The organism is Streptomyces sp. NPDC052496 (genome assembly GCF_040679095.1).
Taxonomy (GTDB): domain Bacteria; phylum Actinomycetota; class Actinomycetes; order Streptomycetales; family Streptomycetaceae; genus Streptomyces.
Genome location: NZ_JBFAUH010000006.1, coordinates 12,416 through 29,765, shown reverse-complemented (window position 1 = coordinate 29,765; position 17,350 = coordinate 12,416). Strand labels below are relative to the sequence as shown.

Annotated in this window: 14 protein-coding genes; all 14 read right to left on the bottom strand. The window is 71.6% G+C overall.

Annotation, left to right across the window (positions count from 1 at the left end):
• Nucleotides 1–20: 20 nt before the first annotated feature.
• On the bottom strand, nt 21–641 hold the full coding sequence (sepF, locus tag AB0L45_RS10450) for a cell division protein SepF (protein ID WP_030024677.1): 621 nt from the start codon (nt 639–641) through the stop codon (nt 21–23).
• A 124-nt stretch (nt 642–765) separates the two neighbouring features.
• Entirely contained in the window at nt 766–1,497 is a 732-nt protein-coding gene (locus AB0L45_RS10445; protein ID WP_365838136.1) for a YggS family pyridoxal phosphate-dependent enzyme, read from the bottom strand.
• A complete protein-coding gene (gene pgeF / locus AB0L45_RS10440; protein ID WP_365838134.1) occupies nt 1,494–2,228 on the bottom strand; it encodes a peptidoglycan editing factor PgeF in 735 nt (244 codons plus the stop codon). Before pgeF ends, AB0L45_RS10445 begins: the two co-directional genes overlap by 4 nt.
• Nucleotides 2,229–2,262: 34 nt before the next feature.
• Nucleotides 2,263–3,492: a cell division protein FtsZ gene (gene ftsZ, locus AB0L45_RS10435; protein ID WP_030024674.1), complete on the bottom strand. Its 1,230-nt coding sequence runs from the start codon at nt 3,490–3,492 to the stop codon at nt 2,263–2,265.
• 274 nt (nt 3,493–3,766) lie between these two features.
• On the bottom strand, nt 3,767–4,660 hold the full coding sequence (locus tag AB0L45_RS10430; protein WP_365838132.1) for an FtsQ-type POTRA domain-containing protein: 894 nt from the start codon (nt 4,658–4,660) through the stop codon (nt 3,767–3,769).
• A 63-nt stretch (nt 4,661–4,723) separates the two neighbouring features.
• A complete protein-coding gene (gene murG / locus AB0L45_RS10425) occupies nt 4,724–5,809 on the bottom strand; it encodes an undecaprenyldiphospho-muramoylpentapeptide beta-N-acetylglucosaminyltransferase (RefSeq protein WP_365838130.1) in 1,086 nt (361 codons plus the stop codon).
• Nucleotides 5,810–5,815: 6 nt separating this feature from the next.
• Nucleotides 5,816–7,156: a putative lipid II flippase FtsW gene (ftsW, locus tag AB0L45_RS10420; protein ID WP_365838128.1), complete on the bottom strand. Its 1,341-nt coding sequence runs from the start codon at nt 7,154–7,156 to the stop codon at nt 5,816–5,818.
• A gap of 61 nt (nt 7,157–7,217) precedes the next feature.
• Nucleotides 7,218–8,639: a UDP-N-acetylmuramoyl-L-alanine--D-glutamate ligase gene (gene murD / locus AB0L45_RS10415; RefSeq protein ID WP_365838126.1), complete on the bottom strand. Its 1,422-nt coding sequence runs from the start codon at nt 8,637–8,639 to the stop codon at nt 7,218–7,220.
• Nucleotides 8,636–9,700, bottom strand: a complete 1,065-nt coding sequence (gene mraY / locus AB0L45_RS10410; protein ID WP_365838124.1) for a phospho-N-acetylmuramoyl-pentapeptide-transferase — start codon at nt 9,698–9,700, stop codon at nt 8,636–8,638. The genes murD and mraY overlap by 4 nt, the downstream gene beginning before the upstream one ends.
• Nucleotides 9,697–11,130, bottom strand: a complete 1,434-nt coding sequence (gene murF / locus AB0L45_RS10405; RefSeq protein WP_365838122.1) for a UDP-N-acetylmuramoyl-tripeptide--D-alanyl-D-alanine ligase — start codon at nt 11,128–11,130, stop codon at nt 9,697–9,699. Before murF ends, mraY begins: the two co-directional genes overlap by 4 nt.
• Before the next feature lie 62 nt (nt 11,131–11,192).
• Nucleotides 11,193–12,905: a UDP-N-acetylmuramoyl-L-alanyl-D-glutamate--2,6-diaminopimelate ligase gene (locus AB0L45_RS10400; protein ID WP_365838120.1), complete on the bottom strand. Its 1,713-nt coding sequence runs from the start codon at nt 12,903–12,905 to the stop codon at nt 11,193–11,195.
• Between the two features lie 18 nt (nt 12,906–12,923).
• Nucleotides 12,924–15,221 carry a penicillin-binding transpeptidase domain-containing protein gene (locus tag AB0L45_RS10395; RefSeq protein ID WP_365838118.1) on the bottom strand — a complete coding sequence of 766 codons (2,298 nt, stop codon included), beginning with the start codon at nt 15,219–15,221 and terminating at the stop codon, nt 12,924–12,926.
• Nucleotides 15,222–15,331: 110 nt separating this feature from the next.
• Nucleotides 15,332–15,937 (bottom strand): septum formation initiator family protein, encoded by a 606-nt coding sequence (locus tag AB0L45_RS10390; RefSeq protein ID WP_365838559.1) that lies wholly within the window; start codon nt 15,935–15,937, stop codon nt 15,332–15,334.
• Nucleotides 15,938–15,981: 44 nt separating this feature from the next.
• A complete protein-coding gene (gene rsmH, locus AB0L45_RS10385) occupies nt 15,982–16,941 on the bottom strand; it encodes a 16S rRNA (cytosine(1402)-N(4))-methyltransferase RsmH (RefSeq protein WP_365838116.1) in 960 nt (319 codons plus the stop codon).
• Nucleotides 16,942–17,350 lie beyond the last annotated feature (409 nt).

The window sequence follows — 17,350 nt, the reverse complement described above, 5'->3', positions numbered from 1 at the left end:
GGTGTGCCCGGTATTGCGTCTCAGCTCTGGTTGAAGAACCCGCCCTCTGCGATGCGGGCCTTGTCCTCCGCCGTGACATCGACGTTAGCAGGCGACAACAGGAACACCTTCTGCGTCACCCGCTCGATGCTGCCGTGCAGGCCGAAGACGAGACCGGCGGCAAAGTCGACAAGTCGCTTCGCGTCCGTATCGTCCATCTCCGTGAGATTCATGATCACCGGAGTGCCCTCACGGAAGTGTTCCCCGATGGTACGGGCTTCGTTGTAGGTCCGGGGGTGCAGCGTGGTGATGCGGTACGGCTCCCGCTCGGACACAACCTTGGGCATGATCACCGGTGCGTTCTTCTCCAGATTCGGACGGTCGGGTGTGATGGACGCCACGGGGGCGATTCGGGCGGGTCGTCCGCTTTCGGCGGCCAGGGGGGCGGACTCACGCTGAGCGGGTGGCTGGGCGACTCGGACGGGTTCGTCCCGTTCCGGGTGCGGCTCGGTGGGTACTTGGGTCTGCTGTCGCCGCCCCCGTTCGGGCTCCGGGTCAAGCTCGGGCTCGAACTCGTCGTCGGGGTCGAACCCCCGGCCGTCGTACCCATCGTCCTCCACGAGGCCGAGGTAGACCGCCATCTTGCGCATCGCGCCGGCCATTCTCTGCGTCCTCCGCTCTGTGGTGGATCGGCTCCGTCACCTGGCGCCTTGAATCCACGCGGCCTGCCCTCCTTTTGGGGGCAATGACCATATTTTGTGCTGTGGTCCGACTTGCTTGGCGACGTTACCCGAGCCGTGGTCGGACTCCGAGTACCGCAGTGCCGACGCGCACATGTGTCGCCCCGGCAGCCACGGCTTCATCGAGGTCCGCGCTCATCCCTGCCGACACCATGTTCGCAGCAGGATGGTTCACGCGCAGGCCGGATGAGATTTCCATCAAACGCTCGAAAGCGGCACCCGGGCGGCCGGCGTACGGGCCGGTCAGCGGAGCGACCGTCATCAGACCGGCCAGGCGCAGGCCTTCGGCGTCCGCGATCGCGTCGGTGAGCGCCGCGACCCCGGCCGGGGCCACCCCGCCGCGCTCTCCCGTACCGCCCCGGGCGTCACCCGACCCGGCGTCAAGTGCCACCTGTACCAGGCAGCCCAGCTCGCGCCCGGCCCGTACCGCTTCCTTGGACAGCGCGGCGACCAGCTTGGCGCGGTCGACCGACTGCACGATATCGGCGTAATTGACCACAGACCGCACCTTGTTGGTCTGCAACTGACCGACGAAGTGCCAGGTAAGGGACAGATCCGAGCAGGCAGCGGCCTTCGGCGCCGCGTCCTGGTCGCGGTTCTCCGCCACCTGGCGGACGCCGAGTTCCGCGAGCAGCCGTACATCGCTCGCCGGGTAGGTCTTCGTGACCACGATGAGGGTCACGTCCTCACGCTTGCGACCGGCCTTGTCGCACGCGGTGGAGATTCGTTCCTCCACACGCGCCAGGTTGTCGGCCAGTTCGGCCCTACGATCCGTCACAGCTCAGCATCCAGCCATACATAGCTCGCGAGCCGCCCGGTGGTGCGGTCGCGCCGATAGGAGAAGTGGTCCGCCGACTCCAGCGTGCAGATGTGGGAATGTTCACGCATCTGCACGCCGTGCGCGGCGAGTTGGGCGCGGACGCCCGCGGCCATGTCCACCGCGGGGGTGCCCCACGAGGTGGTGGCCCACGCCTCGGGCACCACCGCGGCGACCTCGGCACGCATCGCCTCGGGCACCTCGTAGCAGCGTCCGCAGACGGCGGGGCCGGTACGGGCGATGATCCGGGCCGGGTCGGCACCGAGCGCGGTCATCGCCTCGACGGTCGCCGGGACCACCCCGGCCACCAGGCCGGGACGCCCCGCGTGCGCGGCGCCGGTGACCCCGGCGACCGGGTCGGCGAGGAGCACCGGAGTGCAGTCGGCGGTCAGGACGGCGAGGGCCAGGCCCCGGCGGGCCGTCACCAGCGCGTCCACGCGGGGGATCTCGGCGTCGTCGCGCCACGGCCCGTCGACCACGGCCACGTCCCGGCCGTGCACCTGGTTCATCCAGACGACCTCGGCCGGGTCCAGGTCCAGCGCCTTCGCCGCCAGTTCCCGGTTGATCCGTACCGCGCCGGGGTCGTCGCCGACCGCGCCCCCGAGATTCAGCTCGGCATACGGAGCGGCGCTCACCCCGCCCCACCGGTCGGTGGAGGCGAAGTGCGCGCCGCTCGTGTCGTTCGTCAGCACCGGGTGCTGTTGCCCTATCACGTCGGGACTTCGGTCACTTCAGGAAGTCGGGGACGTCCAGTTCCTCGGCCGCGGTGTCCGAGTACGGACGGGCCGGCGGAACCTGCGGCGAGGCGGTCGGGGGCGGCGGCACCTCGCCGAGCGGGGACGGGTCGGCCGGGGCCGGCTCCTCGTCCCGTACCGGCACCGAACCCAGGCTGCCGAAGGACGACGGCCGGGACTCGGCCTGCGGGGCCGGGCGGCTGGGGGCCGGGGCCGGTTCCTCGCGCTTGCCGTTGTTCTGGCTGCCGAGCACGGTCTGCTGACGGGCCGGCGGCTGGCCGCCGTCGAAGCCCGCGGCGATGACCGTCACCCGGACCTCGTCACCGAGCGCGTCGTCGATGACCGCGCCGAAGATGATGTTCGCCTCGGGGTGGGCCGCCTCGCTGACCAACTGCGCGGCCTCGTTGATCTCGAAGAGACCGAGGTCGGAGCCGCCGGAGATGGAGAGCAGCACGCCACGGGCGCCGTCGATGGACGCCTCCAGGAGCGGCGAGGAGATCGCCATCTCCGCGGCGGCCACCGCGCGGTCGTCGCCGCGCGCCGAGCCGATGCCCATGAGGGCCGAGCCGGCCTCGGACATCACGGACTTGACGTCGGCGAAGTCCAGGTTGATCAGGCCGGGGGTGGTGATCAGGTCGGTGATGCCCTGGACGCCCGACAGCAGTACCTGGTCCGCGGACTTGAACGCGTCGAGCACGCTCACCTGGCGGTCCGAGATGGACAGCAGTCGGTCATTGGGGATCACGATGAGGGTGTCGACCTCGTCGCGCAGGCCGGCGATGCCGTCCTCGGCCTGGTTGGCGCGGCGGCGACCCTCGAAGGTGAACGGGCGGGTGACCACACCGATCGTCAGGGCGCCGAGCGAGCGGGCGATGTTGGCGACGACGGGCGCGCCGCCGGTGCCGGTGCCGCCACCCTCGCCCGCGGTCACGAAGACCATGTCGGCCCCCTTGAGGACCTCCTCGATCTCCTCGCGGTGGTCCTCGGCCGCCTTGCGGCCGACGTCGGGGTTGGCGCCGGCGCCCAGACCACGGGTGAGTTCCCGGCCGACGTCCAGCTTGACGTCGGCGTCGCTCATCAGCAGGGCCTGTGCATCGGTGTTGATCGCGATGAACTCGACGCCCTTGAGCCCGACCTCGATCATCCGGTTGATGGCGTTCACGCCACCGCCGCCGATGCCGACGACCTTGATGACTGCGAGGTAGTTCTGCGGTGCTGCCACGTCGAAGGCCTCTCGCCTCGAGTTACGTGTCGCCGCCGCACCGGGGTGCGGACGCCGACTGATGCCGATGGGACGGTTCGTAGTGCCGACCCGAACCCTAACGCTGAAGTTTAGGGTTACCAGTGCCTGTGTTCCTGGGACTCTTTGGAACGAGACACTAAGTCGACAAGTGGCGCACGTTCAACGAACACGCCGAACCTCCCGTTTTTCTTTTCACCCTATGTGATCACCCATAGTGGTAGCCATCCAGGGTGCTGGCCTGCGGGTACAGACGTCAACTCCCCGACACCGCGGGCGCGGTGGGCACACTCACGTCGAAGTGGCGCGCGTCACGCGCCGCTTTCAGCGCCGCGGCGAGCACCTTGGCCTTCGCCGTACTGCGTTCGTCACTCCCCCAAACGACGGTACGACCACCCGTCAGCTTGAGGGTGATGGAGTCGAAGGAGCGCACTTCGACGGCGCGAACGTCCTGGTGGAGCGCCTTCGGGAGGGCGGTGACGACGGTACCGGCCGCGCGCCGGAGCCGGTCGGCGCCGAACCGGCGCAGTCCGGGGCTGTCACGTACGGCCATTTCCAGAAGCGGCACGCCCTTCGGGGCGGCCGCGACCGTGGCGAAACGCGTCCCTTCGGCGTCCACTTCGACGAACTTTCCGCCCGTTTGAATAACGAGTTCCGGCTGCCTTTCGGTCACTTTCAGGCTGACCGTGTGCGGCCAGGACCGTCTGACCTCAACGGACTTGATACGCGGAAGTTGCGCGCGCAGCCGTTCGGCGACGGCCCCCTTGTCCACCGAGACGAGCGGGGTGTCCATCGGGACCGCGGCGGCCCGTACGACCTCACCGACCGTCAGGACGCCGGTACCGCTCACCTTCACGCGCTCCGTGCGCAGCCAGGTGGAGCCGTACAGGGACCACGTACCGAATCCGGCCAGCAGGACGGCACCGGCCAGTGTGATGATCAGAGTGCGGCGGGAGGGCACGGTGAAGCGCCCTCGCACGCCGGGCCGTCCGCCCCGGGAGCCGGATCCGCCCCGCTTCGCGGGCTTCTTGGCTCCGCCTCCGCCGCCGGACTTCCCGGACTTCCCGGATTTTCCCGGCTTTCCGGAAGAGGGCGGGCCGGAGCGCGCGGAATTCTTCTCGCCGCGCCGGGCGGTCGTCGGTCCGGCCACGCTCCCTCTCCTTCCGGCCGCCGCCCCGGGGTGCGCCCCGGGGCAGTACGGCCGTACCGTCCGTCAGCGGCCAGCGACCGCCTCGTACACCATGCCGACCAGCAGTTCGTCCGCGTCCCGGCGGCCGAACTCGGACGCCGCGCGGGACATCTCGTACAGCCGGTGCGGGTCGGCGAGCACCGGGAGCACCTGGCTCTGCACCCACTCCGGCGTCAGCTGCGCGTCGTCGACCAGCAGCCCGCCGCCTGCGTTGACCACCGGCTGGGCGTTCAGCCGCTGCTCACCGTTGCCGATGGGCAGCGGGACGTAGGCGGCCGGCAGTCCGACGGCGGACAGTTCGGCGACGGTCATGGCGCCCGCGCGGCAGAGCATCATGTCGGCCGCGGCGTACGCGAGATCCATCCGGTCCACGTACGGTACCGGTACATACGGGGGCATCCCCGGCATGTTGTCCACATGCGGCATTTCGTTCTTCGGGCCGACCGCGTGCAGCACCTGGATGCCGGAGCGCTGGAGCGCCGGCACCGCGGCCTGGATGACCTCGTTGAGCCGCCGGGCGCCCTGCGAGCCGCCGGAGACCAGCAGCGTCGGCAGGTTGGGGTCGAGGCCGAAGGCGGCCCGCGCCTCGGGGCGGACCGCCGCCCGGTCGAGGGTCGCGATCGTACGGCGCAGCGGGATGCCGACGTACCGGGCGTCCCGCAGCTTGCTGTCCGGGGTGCTGACCGCGACGTACTTGGCGTAGCGCGAGCCGATCTTGTTGGCCAGCCCGGGGCGGGCATTGGCCTCGTGCACGATGATCGGCACTCCGCGCCGCTTGGCGGCCAGATAGCCGGGCAGCGCGACATAACCGCCGAAACCGACGACGCAGTCCGCCTTCGTGCGTTCCAGGATCTGCTCGGCGGCCTTGATCGTGCCGCGCAGCCGCCCGGGGACGGTGATCAGTTCGGGCGTGGGCTTGCGTGGCAGTGGTACGGCCGGAATCAGCCCCAGCTCATAGCCCCGCTCCGGCACCAGCCGGGTCTCCAGCCCCTTCTCCGTGCCGAGTGCCGTGATCCCCACGGTCGGGTCCTGCCTGCGCAGGGCGTCCGCGAGGGCGAGCGCGGGCTCGATGTGGCCGGCGGTCCCCCCACCGGCGAGTACGACATGCACCGAAATTCACCGCTCTCCGGACGGTCGCTTCTTGACGCGCCGTCTCATCGTCTTCCGTCTCACCCCAGCCAGTTTCCTGCCGAAAACAGGCTGCCGCATGGCCAGTGCCGCCCGTGCAGCGGGCTCGTCACGCGCGAAGGCGATCAGCAGACCGATGGCGAACATCGTGGGCAGCAGGGCGGAGCCCCCGAAGGAGAACAGCGGCAGCGGAACCCCGGCGATCGGCAACAGACCGAGCACCGCACCGATGTTGATCACGGCCTGGGCCGTGATCCAGGTGGTCACGCCTCCCGCTGCGTACCTCACGAAGGGATCCTCCGTGCGTCCGGCCACGCGGATACCCGCATAGCCTAGAGCCGCGAAGAGGGCGAGCACCGACAGCGTCCCCGCAAGCCCCAGTTCCTCCCCGGTGATGGCGAAGATGAAGTCGGTGTGCGGTTCAGGGAGTTCACCCCATTTTTCCATACTCGCGCCCAGCCCCGAACCGAAGAAGCCGCCGGAGGCCAGCGCGTAGATGCCGTGCACGGCCTGCCAGCACTGGTCCTGGGGCCCCGGGTCGGTCGCGCCGATGCAGGCGAGCCGGGCCATCCGGTTGGCGCTGGTCTTGATCAGCAGCGCTCCTATGACGGTGGCCGCCCCGAGCACCCCCACGAAGAGCCGGGTGGGGGCGCCGGCCAGCCACAGCAGGCCGAAGAGGATCGCGGTGAGGATGATCGCGGTGCCCATGTCACCGCCCAGCATGATCAGGCCGAGCAGCAGGAAGGCCACCGGGATCAGCGGCACCAGCAGGTGCTTCCACTGGGCGAGCAGCTTCTTGTCCTGTTTGCGCGCCAGCAGGTCGGCGCCCCACAGGACCAGCGCCAGCTTGCCGAACTCGCTGGGCTGCATCTGGAAGGGGCCGCCCAGGTTGATCCAGTTCTGGTTGCCGTTGACCGCGACCCCTATCCCGGGGATCTGCACCAGGGTCATCAGGAAGACCGAGACGGCCAGCAGCGGATAGGCCAGCGTGCGGTGCAGCCGTACCGTCATCCGGGCCGCCACCAGCATCAGGATGCCGCCGAGCACCGCCGCGAGCAGCTGCTTGCGGAAGAAGTACGTCGGTGCCAGCCCGAGCTGCAGCGCCTTGATCTGGGAGGCCGAGTAGACCATCACCAGGCCGAGCACGGTGATCAGCAGGCTGCCGCCGACCACCAGGTAGTACGCGGTCAGCGGCCGGTCCCAGGCCCGGCGGACCTGGGTGTACAGACCGCGCGGGTTACGGGGGGCGCCGCCGCGCGGCAGGCGCGGGCCGAGGCCGGTGCGCCGTGCCGGGCGCGGCGGCGCGGCCTTCGCCGATCGGGCCGTCATCCTCGTCCCCTCCACGGGTGCGGTGCGCCGTGCGTCCTCGACGGCGGCGGGGACGTACGGACTACTGTTCCTGGACGGTCAGCGTGCGGACCGCGTCGGCGAAGGCCTCGCCCCGCTTGTTGTAGTTCAGGTACATGTCCATCGAGGCACAGGCCGGGGCCAGCAGGACCGTATCGCCCGGCCGGGCCAGGCGCGCCGCTTCCCGTACGGCTTCGGACATCGCCCCAGTGTCGGTCCGGTCGAGGTCGACCACCGGGACATCCGGGGCGTGTCGCGCCAGGGCCTCCCGAATGAGCGCCCGGTCGGCGCCGATCAGGACCGCGCCGCGCAGCCGGCCGGCGGACTTGCGCACCAGGTCGTCGAAGGTGGCGCCCTTGGCCAGGCCGCCGGCGATCCAGACGATGTGCTCGTACGCCGCCAACGACGCCTCGGTGGCGTGGGTGTTGGTGGCCTTGGAGTCGTCCACGTACGCGACCCCGTCGACGTCCGCGACGTGCTCGATGCGGTGCGCGTCCGGGTGGAAGGCGCGCAGGCCGTCGCGTACGGCCTTGGGGCTCACGCCGAAGGCGCGGGCCAGGGCCGCCGCGGCGAGCGCGTTGGCGATGTTGTGCGGGGCCGCGGGCGTCACGTCCGAGACCTCGGCGAGTTCCTGCGCCTGCTTGTGCCGGTTCTCGACGAAGGCCCGGTCGACGAGGATGCCCTCGACGACGCCGAGCTGCGAGGGGCCCGGGGTGCCGAGGGTGAAGCCGATGGCGCGGCAGCCCTCCTCGACGTCGGCCTCGCGCACCAGGTCCTCGGTGGCCCGGTCGGCGACGTTGTAGACGCAGGCCACGGTGTTGCCCTCGTAGATGCGGCCCTTGTCGGCGGCGTACGCCTCCATGGAGCCGTGCCAGTCGAGGTGGTCCGGGGCCAGGTTGAGGACCGTGGCGGAGTGGGCGCGTACGGAGGGCGCCCAGTGCAGCTGGTAGCTGGAGAGCTCGACGGCGAGCACGTCATAAGTGCCGGGCGGCTCCAGCACCACGTCCACCAGGGGCACGCCGATGTTGCCGACGGCGGCGGTCCGCAGCCCCTCGGCCTCCAGGATGGCGGCCAGCATCCGTACGGTCGTGGTCTTGCCGTTGGTGCCGGTGACCGCGAGCCAGGGCGGCGCGTCCGGGCCGCGCAGCCGCCAGGCCAGCTCCACGTCGCCCCACACGGGGACGCCGGCCGCCTCGGCGGCCTGGAAGAGCGGGCTGGTGGGCTTCCAGCCGGGGGTGGTGACGACCAGGTCGGTGCCCTCGGGGAGGGTGTCACCGTCGCCGAGGCGGACGGTGATGCCCAGCTCCTCCAGGGGGGCGGCCTGGGCGCGCTCGCGCTCGCCGTCGCTGCCGTTGACGACGGTGACGACGGCGCCGAGGCCGGCCAGGGCGCGGGCGGCGGGTACGCCGCTCACGCCGAGACCGGCCACGGTCACGTGCTGTCCGGCGAGGTCCGGCGCGCTCACTTGGCGGCCTGCCAGCCGCCGTAGAAGATGCCCAGGCCGACGATCACGCACATGCCCTGGATGATCCAGAACCGGACCACGACAAGGACTTCGGACCACCCCTTCAGTTCGAAGTGGTGCTGGAGTGGCGCCATCCGGAAGACCCGCTTGCCGGTGAGCCGGAAGGAGCCGACCTGGATGACCACCGACATGGTGATCAGGACGAAGAGGCCGCCGAGGACGGCCATCAGCAGCTCCGTACGGGAGCAGATGGCCAGACCGGCGAGCGCGCCGCCCAGGGCCAGCGAGCCGGTGTCACCCATGAAGATCTTGGCGGGCGAGGTGTTCCACCACAGGAAGCCGAAGCAGGCGCCCATCAGGGCCGAGGCGACGACCGCCAGGTCGAGCGGGTCGCGGACCTCGTAACAGGCGGGTCCGGCGCTGATCGCGTTGGCGCACGACTCCTGGTACTGCCAGATGCCGATGAAGGTGTACGCGCCGAAGACCATCACCGAGGCGCCGGTGGCCAGGCCGTCCAGGCCGTCGGTGAGGTTCACGCCGTTGGACATCGCCAGGATCATGAACAGCGCCCAGATGACGAAGAGCACCGGGCCGATCTGCCAGCCGAAGTCCTGGGTGAAGGAGAGCCGGTCGGAGGCCGGGGTCTGGCCGCGCATGTCCGCGAACTGCAGCGAGAGCACCGCGAAGGCGATACCGACGATGAGCTGGCCGGCCATCTTCGCCTTGGCCCGCAGGCCCAGCGAACGCTGCTTGACGATCTTGATGTAGTCGTCCAGGAAGCCCACCAGGCCCATGCCGGCCATCAGGAACAGCACCAGCACACCGGAGAAGGTGGGATTGCTGCTGGTGATGACCTTGGTCAGCGCGTACGCGATGAGCGTGGCCAGGATGAAGGCGATACCACCCATGGTGGGCGTACCGCGCTTGCTGTGGTGGTCGCGCGGGCCGTCGTCACGGATGAACTGCCCGTAGCCCTTCCTGGCCAGCAGCTTGATCAGCAGCGGGGTGCCGATCAGCGTCAGGAAGAGACCGATCATTCCGGAGAAGAGGATCTGCTTCATCGGGTGGCGGCCCCGCCCTCGACACCGTCGTCGCTCAGCAATGCCGCGGCGACCCGCTCCAGGCCGACCGACCTGGACGCCTTCACCAGCACGACGTCACCCGGCCGCAGCTCGCTGCGCAACAGGTCGACCGCCGCCTGCGCGTCGGACACGTGCACCGACTCCTCACCCCACGAACCCTCGTTCTTGGCGCCCATGTCGAGCCAGGCCGCTTCCCTGCCGCCGACCGCCACGAGCTTGCTGACGTTGAGCCGGACGACCAGGCGCCCGACCGCGTCGTGTTCGGCGAGTGACTCCCCGCCGAGCTCGGCCATCTCACCGAGCACCGCCCACGTACGGCCTCCCTTGTCCTTGGAGGCTTCGCCCATCGCCACGAGCGCGCGGAGCGCCGCCCGCGTGGATTCCGGGTTCGCGTTGTAGGCGTCGTTGACGACCGTCACACCGTCCGCGCGCTCGGTGACCTCCATCCGCCAGCGGGAGAGCGTGCCGGCTTCGGAGAGCGCGACGGCGATCTCGTCCACGGGCATGCCCAACTCATGGGCGACGGCGGCCGCGGCAAGCGCGTTCGACACGTGGTGCTCACCGTACAGCCGCATGGTCACGTCGCTGCACCCGGAGGGTGTGTGAAGCGTGAAGGAGGGCTGCCCGAGCGCCGTGAGCCGGACATTCTCGGCACGTACGGCGGCTTCCGCGGACTCGCCGAAGAAGACCGTACGGGCCTTCGTACGGGAGGCCATGGCGCGTACGTACGGGTCGTCCGCGTTGAGCACGGCGACGCCGCCCTCGTCCGCGGCGGGCAGCGCCTCGACCAGCTCGCCCTTGGCCTGCGCGATCTGCTCGCGGCCGCCGAACTCGCCGATGTGCGCGGAGCCGACGTTGAGCACCACGCCGATCCGCGGCGGGACCAGCTCCGCGAGGTAGCGGATGTGGCCGATGCCGCGGGCGCCCATCTCCAGGACCAGGAACTTGGTGCCGTCGTCCGCGCGCAGCGCGGTCACCGGCAGCCCGATCTCGTTGTTGAGGTTGCCCACCGGGCACACGGTCGGTCCGCGGCGCTCCAGGAGCTGGCCGATCAGGTCCTTGGTGCTGGTCTTGCCGGCCGAGCCGGTCAGTCCGACGACACAGGAACCCAGCCGGCCGACGACGGTGCGGGCCAGCGCCCCGAGGGCGGCGACCACGTCGTCCACGACGATCGCGGGGACGCCGACGGGGCGGGCGGCGAGGACCGCCGCCGCGCCCGCCTCGACGGCGCCCGCGGCGTAGTCGTGGCCGTCCACGCGTTCGCCGGCGAAGGCCGCGAAGAGGCTGCCGGGGCGTACCTCACGGGAGTCGAACACGACCGGGCCGGTGACCTGGGCCTCCGGGTCCGGTATGTCGTGCTGCTGCCCGCCGACGATGGTCGCGATCTCGGCGAGGGTCAGGGAGATCACTTCTCACCCCCGGCCGTGGGCAGGTGGTGCCGTTCGAAGGGTTTTGCGCGCATGGCGGTGTGTCATCCCTGGTGGTTCGGCTGCTGCGAGTTCAACGAAGCCTCGATGGCCTCGCGCAGCACCTGACGGTCGTCGAAGGAGCGGACCACTCCGGCGATGTCCTGGCCCTGCTCGTGGCCCTTGCCCGCGACGATCACGGTGTCACCGGGCCGGGCGCGGGCGACGGCGGCCGCGATGGCGGCGGCCCGCTCCTCCTCGACCAGCACGGTGCCGCGCTCGTGGACGGGCACCTCGGCGGCGCCCGCGAGCATGGTGGCGAGGATCGCGAGGGGATCCTCGCCCCGGGGGTTGTCGGAGGTCAGTACGGCGGTGTCGGCGAGGCGGGCGACCGCCGCGCCCATCGGCTTGCGCTTGTGCGGGTCGCGGTCGCCGCCGCAGCCCAGTACGGCGTGCACCCGGCCCTCGGTGACCTTGCGCAGGGCGCGCAGGACCGATTCGACCGCGTCGGTCTTGTGGGCGTAGTCCACGACCGCGAGGTAGTCCTGGCCCGCGTCGATCCGCTCCAGGCGGCCGGGGACGCCGGGCACCGCGGCGACGCCGTCGGCGGCGGTCTGCGGGTCCACCCCGGCCACGATCAGCGCCGTGATGGCGGCCAGCGCGTTGGCGACGTTGAAGGGCCCGGCGATGGGCGAGGCGGCCCGTACGGACACGCCGTCGGGGCCCAGCACGGTGAACGTGGAGCTGAACGCGCCGACCTCCACGTCCGCGGCGCGCCAGTCGGCGTCCGGGTGGCCCTCGGCGGAGAACGTGGTGACCGGCACCTCGGACTCGCCGGCGGCCAGCCGCTTGCCGTACTCGTCGTCGATGTTGACCACGCCGGCCTTGCTGCGCGCCTTGGTGAACAGCTGCGCCTTGGCCTGGAAGTAGTCCTCCATCCCGGAGTGGAACTCCATGTGCTCCGGGCTGAGGTTGTTGAAGATCGCGACGTCGAAGACGCAGCCGTCGACGCGGCCGAGGACCAGCGCGTGGCTGGAGACCTCCATGGTCACCGCGCGCACGCCGCGCTCGCGCATGACGGCGAACAGCGCCTGGAGGTCGGTGGCCTCGGGGGTGGTGCGCTCGGACTTCAGGCGCTCGTCGCCGATGCGGGACTCGACCGTGCCGATCAGGCCGGTCAGTCCGCCGCCGGACTTGTCGGCCGCCGCCCGCAGGCCACCGTCGATCAGGTACGCGGTGGTGGTCTTGCCGGAGGTGCCCGTGATGCCGATCTGGAGGAGGTCCCTGCCCGGGTCTCCGTAGATCGACACGGCGAGCGCGCCCATCCGGGACCGCGGTTCGTCCACGACCAGCACGGGCAGGCCCGTCGCCGCGGCGCGCTCGCGGCCCGCCGGGTCGGTCAGGACCGCGGCGGCGCCGAGGTCGGCGGCCTGGTTGGCGAAGTCGGCGCCGTGGAAGCGGGCACCGGGCAGCGCGGCGTAGACGTCACCGGGGCGCACGGCCCGGGAATCGTGGGTGATGCCGGTGACAGCGGTGTCGGCGGCGTTTGCCGCGGCCGGCACCGAGGTGCCCAACTGCTCGGCGAGGTCCGCGAGGGGGGTGGGACGGACCCGCTCTGGGCGGGGCGCTCCCGGAAACTTCCCGGGGGCGTCCTTCTGGGCGTGGTGGGACTGATCAGCGTGTGACACGGCGGTGAGCGTACCGGGCGCGGCGGCCTCGGGGCGAAGTGAGGGCCGCGAGCTGGAACGGTTCCCGGGGTCGGGGGTGATGGTCGTCACGGCGGTGCTGCCTCGATTTCATTCGCCTGGCTTGAAGGTGACGGGCAGGCGCGGGGGCTGGGCGCCGCTCGGTGGGACCTGGAGGGTCTTGAGCGCGAACTCCATGACCTGCTGGTAGATCGGGCCGCACACCTGGCCGCCGAAGTAGCTCCCCCTGGTCGGGTTCTGGACGGCGCAGTAGACGGTGATACGGGGCTGGTCGGCGGGCGCGAACCCGGCGAAGGAGGCGGTGTAACCGTGGTACCGGCCGGTTTTCGGGTCCACCCGGTTGGACGTGCCGGTCTTGCCGCCGACCCGGTACCCGTCGATCTTCGCCTTGGCGCCGGTGCCCTCCTTGTCGTCGACCACCGATTCGAGCATGGTGGCCAGCGTCCTGGCGGTCTTCTCGCTGACCACCCGGCTCTTGTGCGGCTGCGGTGCGGGCCGGTAGTGGCCGTCCGGGCCCGTGGTGCCCCTTATGAGCGTGGGGGCGATGCGCTCGCCGCCGTTGGCGATGGTCGAGTAGACCGAGGCGGCCTGGACGGCGTTGAGCGAGAGGCCCTGCCCGAAGGGGATCGTGTACTGCTGCGAGGTGCTCCACTTCTGCGGCGGGGCCAGCAGGCCCGGGGTCTCGCCGGGGAAGCCGAGGCCGGTGGGCTGGCCGAGCCCGAACTTGCGCAGGTAGGAGTGGAGCACCTGATTGGCCTCCTGGCGGTTCTTGCCGAGCTGCTCGGTGGCCAGGATGGTGCCGATGTTGCTGGACTTGGCCAAGACGCCGTTGAGGGTCAGATGCCAGGTGGGGTGGTCGATGTCGTCCGAGAAGTTGCGGTCGCCGCGGTGCAGCCGGTTGGGGACGGTGACGCGGGTGGCGGGGGTCGCCACGCCCTCCTCCAGGACGGCGGCCATCGACATGAGCTTGCTGGTGGAGCCGGGTTCGAAGGCGTCGGTGAGGGCGGCGTTGCCCAGTGCTTCGGGGTCCGCCTTCGAGATGTCGTTGGGGTCGAAGCCGGGGGCGTTGGCCAGGGCCAGGATCTCGCCGGTCTTCGTGTCCTGCACGACGACGTAGCCCCGGTCGGCCTGGGACGCGGCGACCTGCTCGGTGATGGCCTTCTGGGCCATCCACTGGATGTCGCGGTCCAGGGTCAGCTCGACGTCGGTGCCCGGGACGGCCGGGTGCTCCTGGGTGCCCGCGGTGGGCACCCGCCGGCCGCCGGACTGGGCGTAGACCAGCTTGCCGTCCTTGCCCGCGAGCTGCCGGTCCAGCCGGGCCTCCAGGCCGCCGCCGCCCCGGCCCTCGCTGTTGACGAAGCCGAGCACCCCGGAGGCGAGGTCCTTGTTCGGGTAGACGCGCTTGCTGTGCTTGTCCGCGAAGATCCCGACCAGGACGTTGGGGCGGCGCCGGCTCTTGGGCAGCCTGGCCGCCTTGGCGTCCAGTTCCTTGCGCAGGTCCTTGATCTGCTTCCAGACCTGCGGGGTCTGCTGCCGGGACAGCCGTACGTAGCGCGAGCCGGGCGTGGCCAGCTTCTTGGCCAGCGCCGCCCGGTCCTCGTGGAGGAGCGGCGCGAGCAGGGCGGCGGCCTGCTGCGGCGCGTCCTGGATCTTGATCTTGTCGGGCGCGAGCAGGCTGGGGTCGGCGGTGATGTCGTACGCGTCGACCGTGGTCGCCAGGTCCACGCCGTCCCGGTCGGTGATCGCGCCGCGCTCGGCGGCCAGTTTGACCGGGACGTACCGGTTGACGTTGGCCTTGGCCGCGTACGCGCCGGCGTCCACGGCCTGCACCTGGAACAGCCGGACGACGAAGACCAGCAGGATCAGCGCCAGGCCGAGCGAGACCAGGCGCAGCCGGGGGCGCGGGCTGCCGAGGCGCAGGGTCGGTGTGCGGGGGCGGGGGGCGCGCTTGGTGGTACCGGGGCGCGCGGCGGGGCGGCTCTGCGCCGGGCCGCCCCGGGACTGCCCGGAGCCGGTGCGGCCGCCGGCCGGGGTGGGGCGGGGGACGCGGCGGGGGGTGGGGGGCTTGGGGGTGGAGGTTTTGGAGGTGGGTGCCTTGGAGCCTGGGGTGCTGGTGGTTCTGGGGGTGCTGGGGCTTTTGGGGCTGGTGGTGCTTTGGGGGCTGGTGGTGCTTCTGGCACTGGGGCCGGAGCTCTTGGGGGTCGGGCTCTTGGCCGCTGTGCTTTTCGAGGGTGCGCTTCTCGGGGGCGTGCTCTTCGAAGCGGTGCCCTTTGAGGGCGTGCTCTTCGAAGGGGTGCTCTTCGAGGCGGCGCTCTTCGAGGCCGGGGTCTTCGGGCCGGTTCCGGACCCGGAGCCGCTGCCGGAGCGCGGGCCCTTGGGGTCGGTCATGCGGCACCCTCCTCCCGTGCGGCCGTACGGGTACGGGGTACGCGCCCGGGGGCGGTCACGGGCCCGGAGGCGCCCCCTGGCAGGGCTTCGGTGTTCTCGTACGGCACGGGTCACCTGCCGGAAGTCGTCGGGGCGGAGCCGGGGGCCGGGCGGGCGGGCGCGGCCGTCGTCCGGGCCCCGGCGCGCGGTGCGCCGGGCAGCGGGCGGCCGGGGGCGGAGAGCGCGGGCATCGGGTGGTCGGGCAGCGGGCGGTCGGGCAGCCGCGGGCCGGGGACGGCGGGCGTGCGGGGGGCGACCGGCGCGACGGGCGCGGCCTGTGGTTTCGGCCCGGCGGACGGCCGGGGGCCCGGCAGGGTGATCCGGGCCGGGGTGCGCGCGCTCATCGGTCCGGCGCCGCCCGGGGCCGCGCTCGGCTTGCCGCGTACCGTGCCGTCCGGCTCCAGGAAGGCCGGGCTGCCGCCCGGGACCATCCCCAGCTCGCGGGCGCGCTTGTCCAGCGCGCCGGGCGCCGAGTACGCGTCCACCTCCTGCTGGAGCGCCTGCTGCTCGTCCGTCAGCTCGTTGGTCCGCTTCTCCAGTCTGCTCAGTTCGAAGGAGCCCTGGTTGAGCGCGGAATTGAGCAGCAGCAGCGCGATCAGGCCGGAGCCGAGGAGCACCACCACGAGGAGCACGAACGGCGTACGCGCCGCCGTACCCCCCGTCCCGGGGGCGAACAGGCCCGAGAGCCGTCCCGGCCCCGAACGCGTCCGCCCCGGCCGGTTCACGCGATGTCCTCGCGGATGCGCTCGGCGCCGCGCAGCCGGGCGGGGGCCGCGCGCCGGTTCTCGGCGATCTCCTCCTCGGTCGGCAGTTCGGCGCCGCGGGTGAGCAGCTTCAGGCGCGGCTGGTACTGCTCGGGGACGACGGGCAGGCCGGGCGGCGCGGTGTTGGCCGCGCCCGCCGCGAAGACCTGCTTGACGATGCGGTCCTCCAGCGACTGGTACGACAGCACGGCGATCCGGCCGCCCACCGCGAGGGCCCGTACGGCGGCCGGCACGGCGCCCTCCACGGCGGCCAGTTCGGCGTTGACCTCGATGCGCAGCGCCTGGAACGTGCGCTTGGCGGGGTTGCCGCCGGTGCGCTTGGCGGCCTGCGGCAGGGCGTCGCGGATCAGCTCCACCAGGCGCGCGCTGTGGGTGAAGGGCTCCTTGGCGCGTTCCCGTACGACCGCCTCGACGATCCGCTTGGCCTGCTTCTCCTCGCCGTAGGCGCGCAGGATGCGGACCAGTTCGCCGGGCGGGTAGGTGTTGAGGACCTCGGCGGCGCTGATGCCGGTCGTCTGGTCCATGCGCATGTCCAGCGGCGCGTCCTGCGCGTACGCGAAGCCGCGGTCGGCCTCGTCCAGCTGCATCGAGGAGACGCCGAGGTCGAACAGGACGCCCTGGACGCGTGGGACGCCGAGGCGGTCCAGGACCTGCGGCAGCTCGTCGTACACGGCGTGCACGAGGGTGGCGCGGTCCCCGTAGGGCGCCAGGCGCTCCCCCGCCAGCTTCAGCGCGGCCGGGTCGCGGTCGAGGGCGATCAGGCGTGCGGCCGGGAACGTGGCGAGCAGCGCCTCGCTGTGCCCCCCGAGGCCGAGCGTGCAGTCGACGACGACCGCGCCGGGCTCGGCGAGCGCGGGGGCGAGCATGTCCAGACACCGCTGGAGCATGACGGGTACGTGGCGATCGTTGCTGCTCATGCGCCTTCCGATGGGCTGGGCGGCAGGTGGGGCCCCCGGCCGCTGGCTGGGGGAATGCCGCACGTACCGCTTGGTCCCCGCCCGCTCTGAAGGGGAAGTGGCCCTCCGACGACGGGGAAGTGCCGTCGGCGGACCGGCTGGAGCGGGAGGAGGCCGAGCCGTACGTGCAGATCGCACGCGAAAGATTCGGGATCCGAGGAGAGCGTCACGCCTCCCACTTCGCGCCACTTTAGTCCACTGCCGCGCGGGGTCAATCAACCGGTTCCGCGCGTCCCGCACCGGCCGTCCGGGTGTTTTCGGGGAATTTCCGAGGGGCTCCGGAGAGCCGTGAGCCGGGGCGGACCGAGGCCCGCAGGCCGGGCGAAAAGACCGCTTTCACCCGATCGGCGGCGACCGGCGGGGGCGTGTG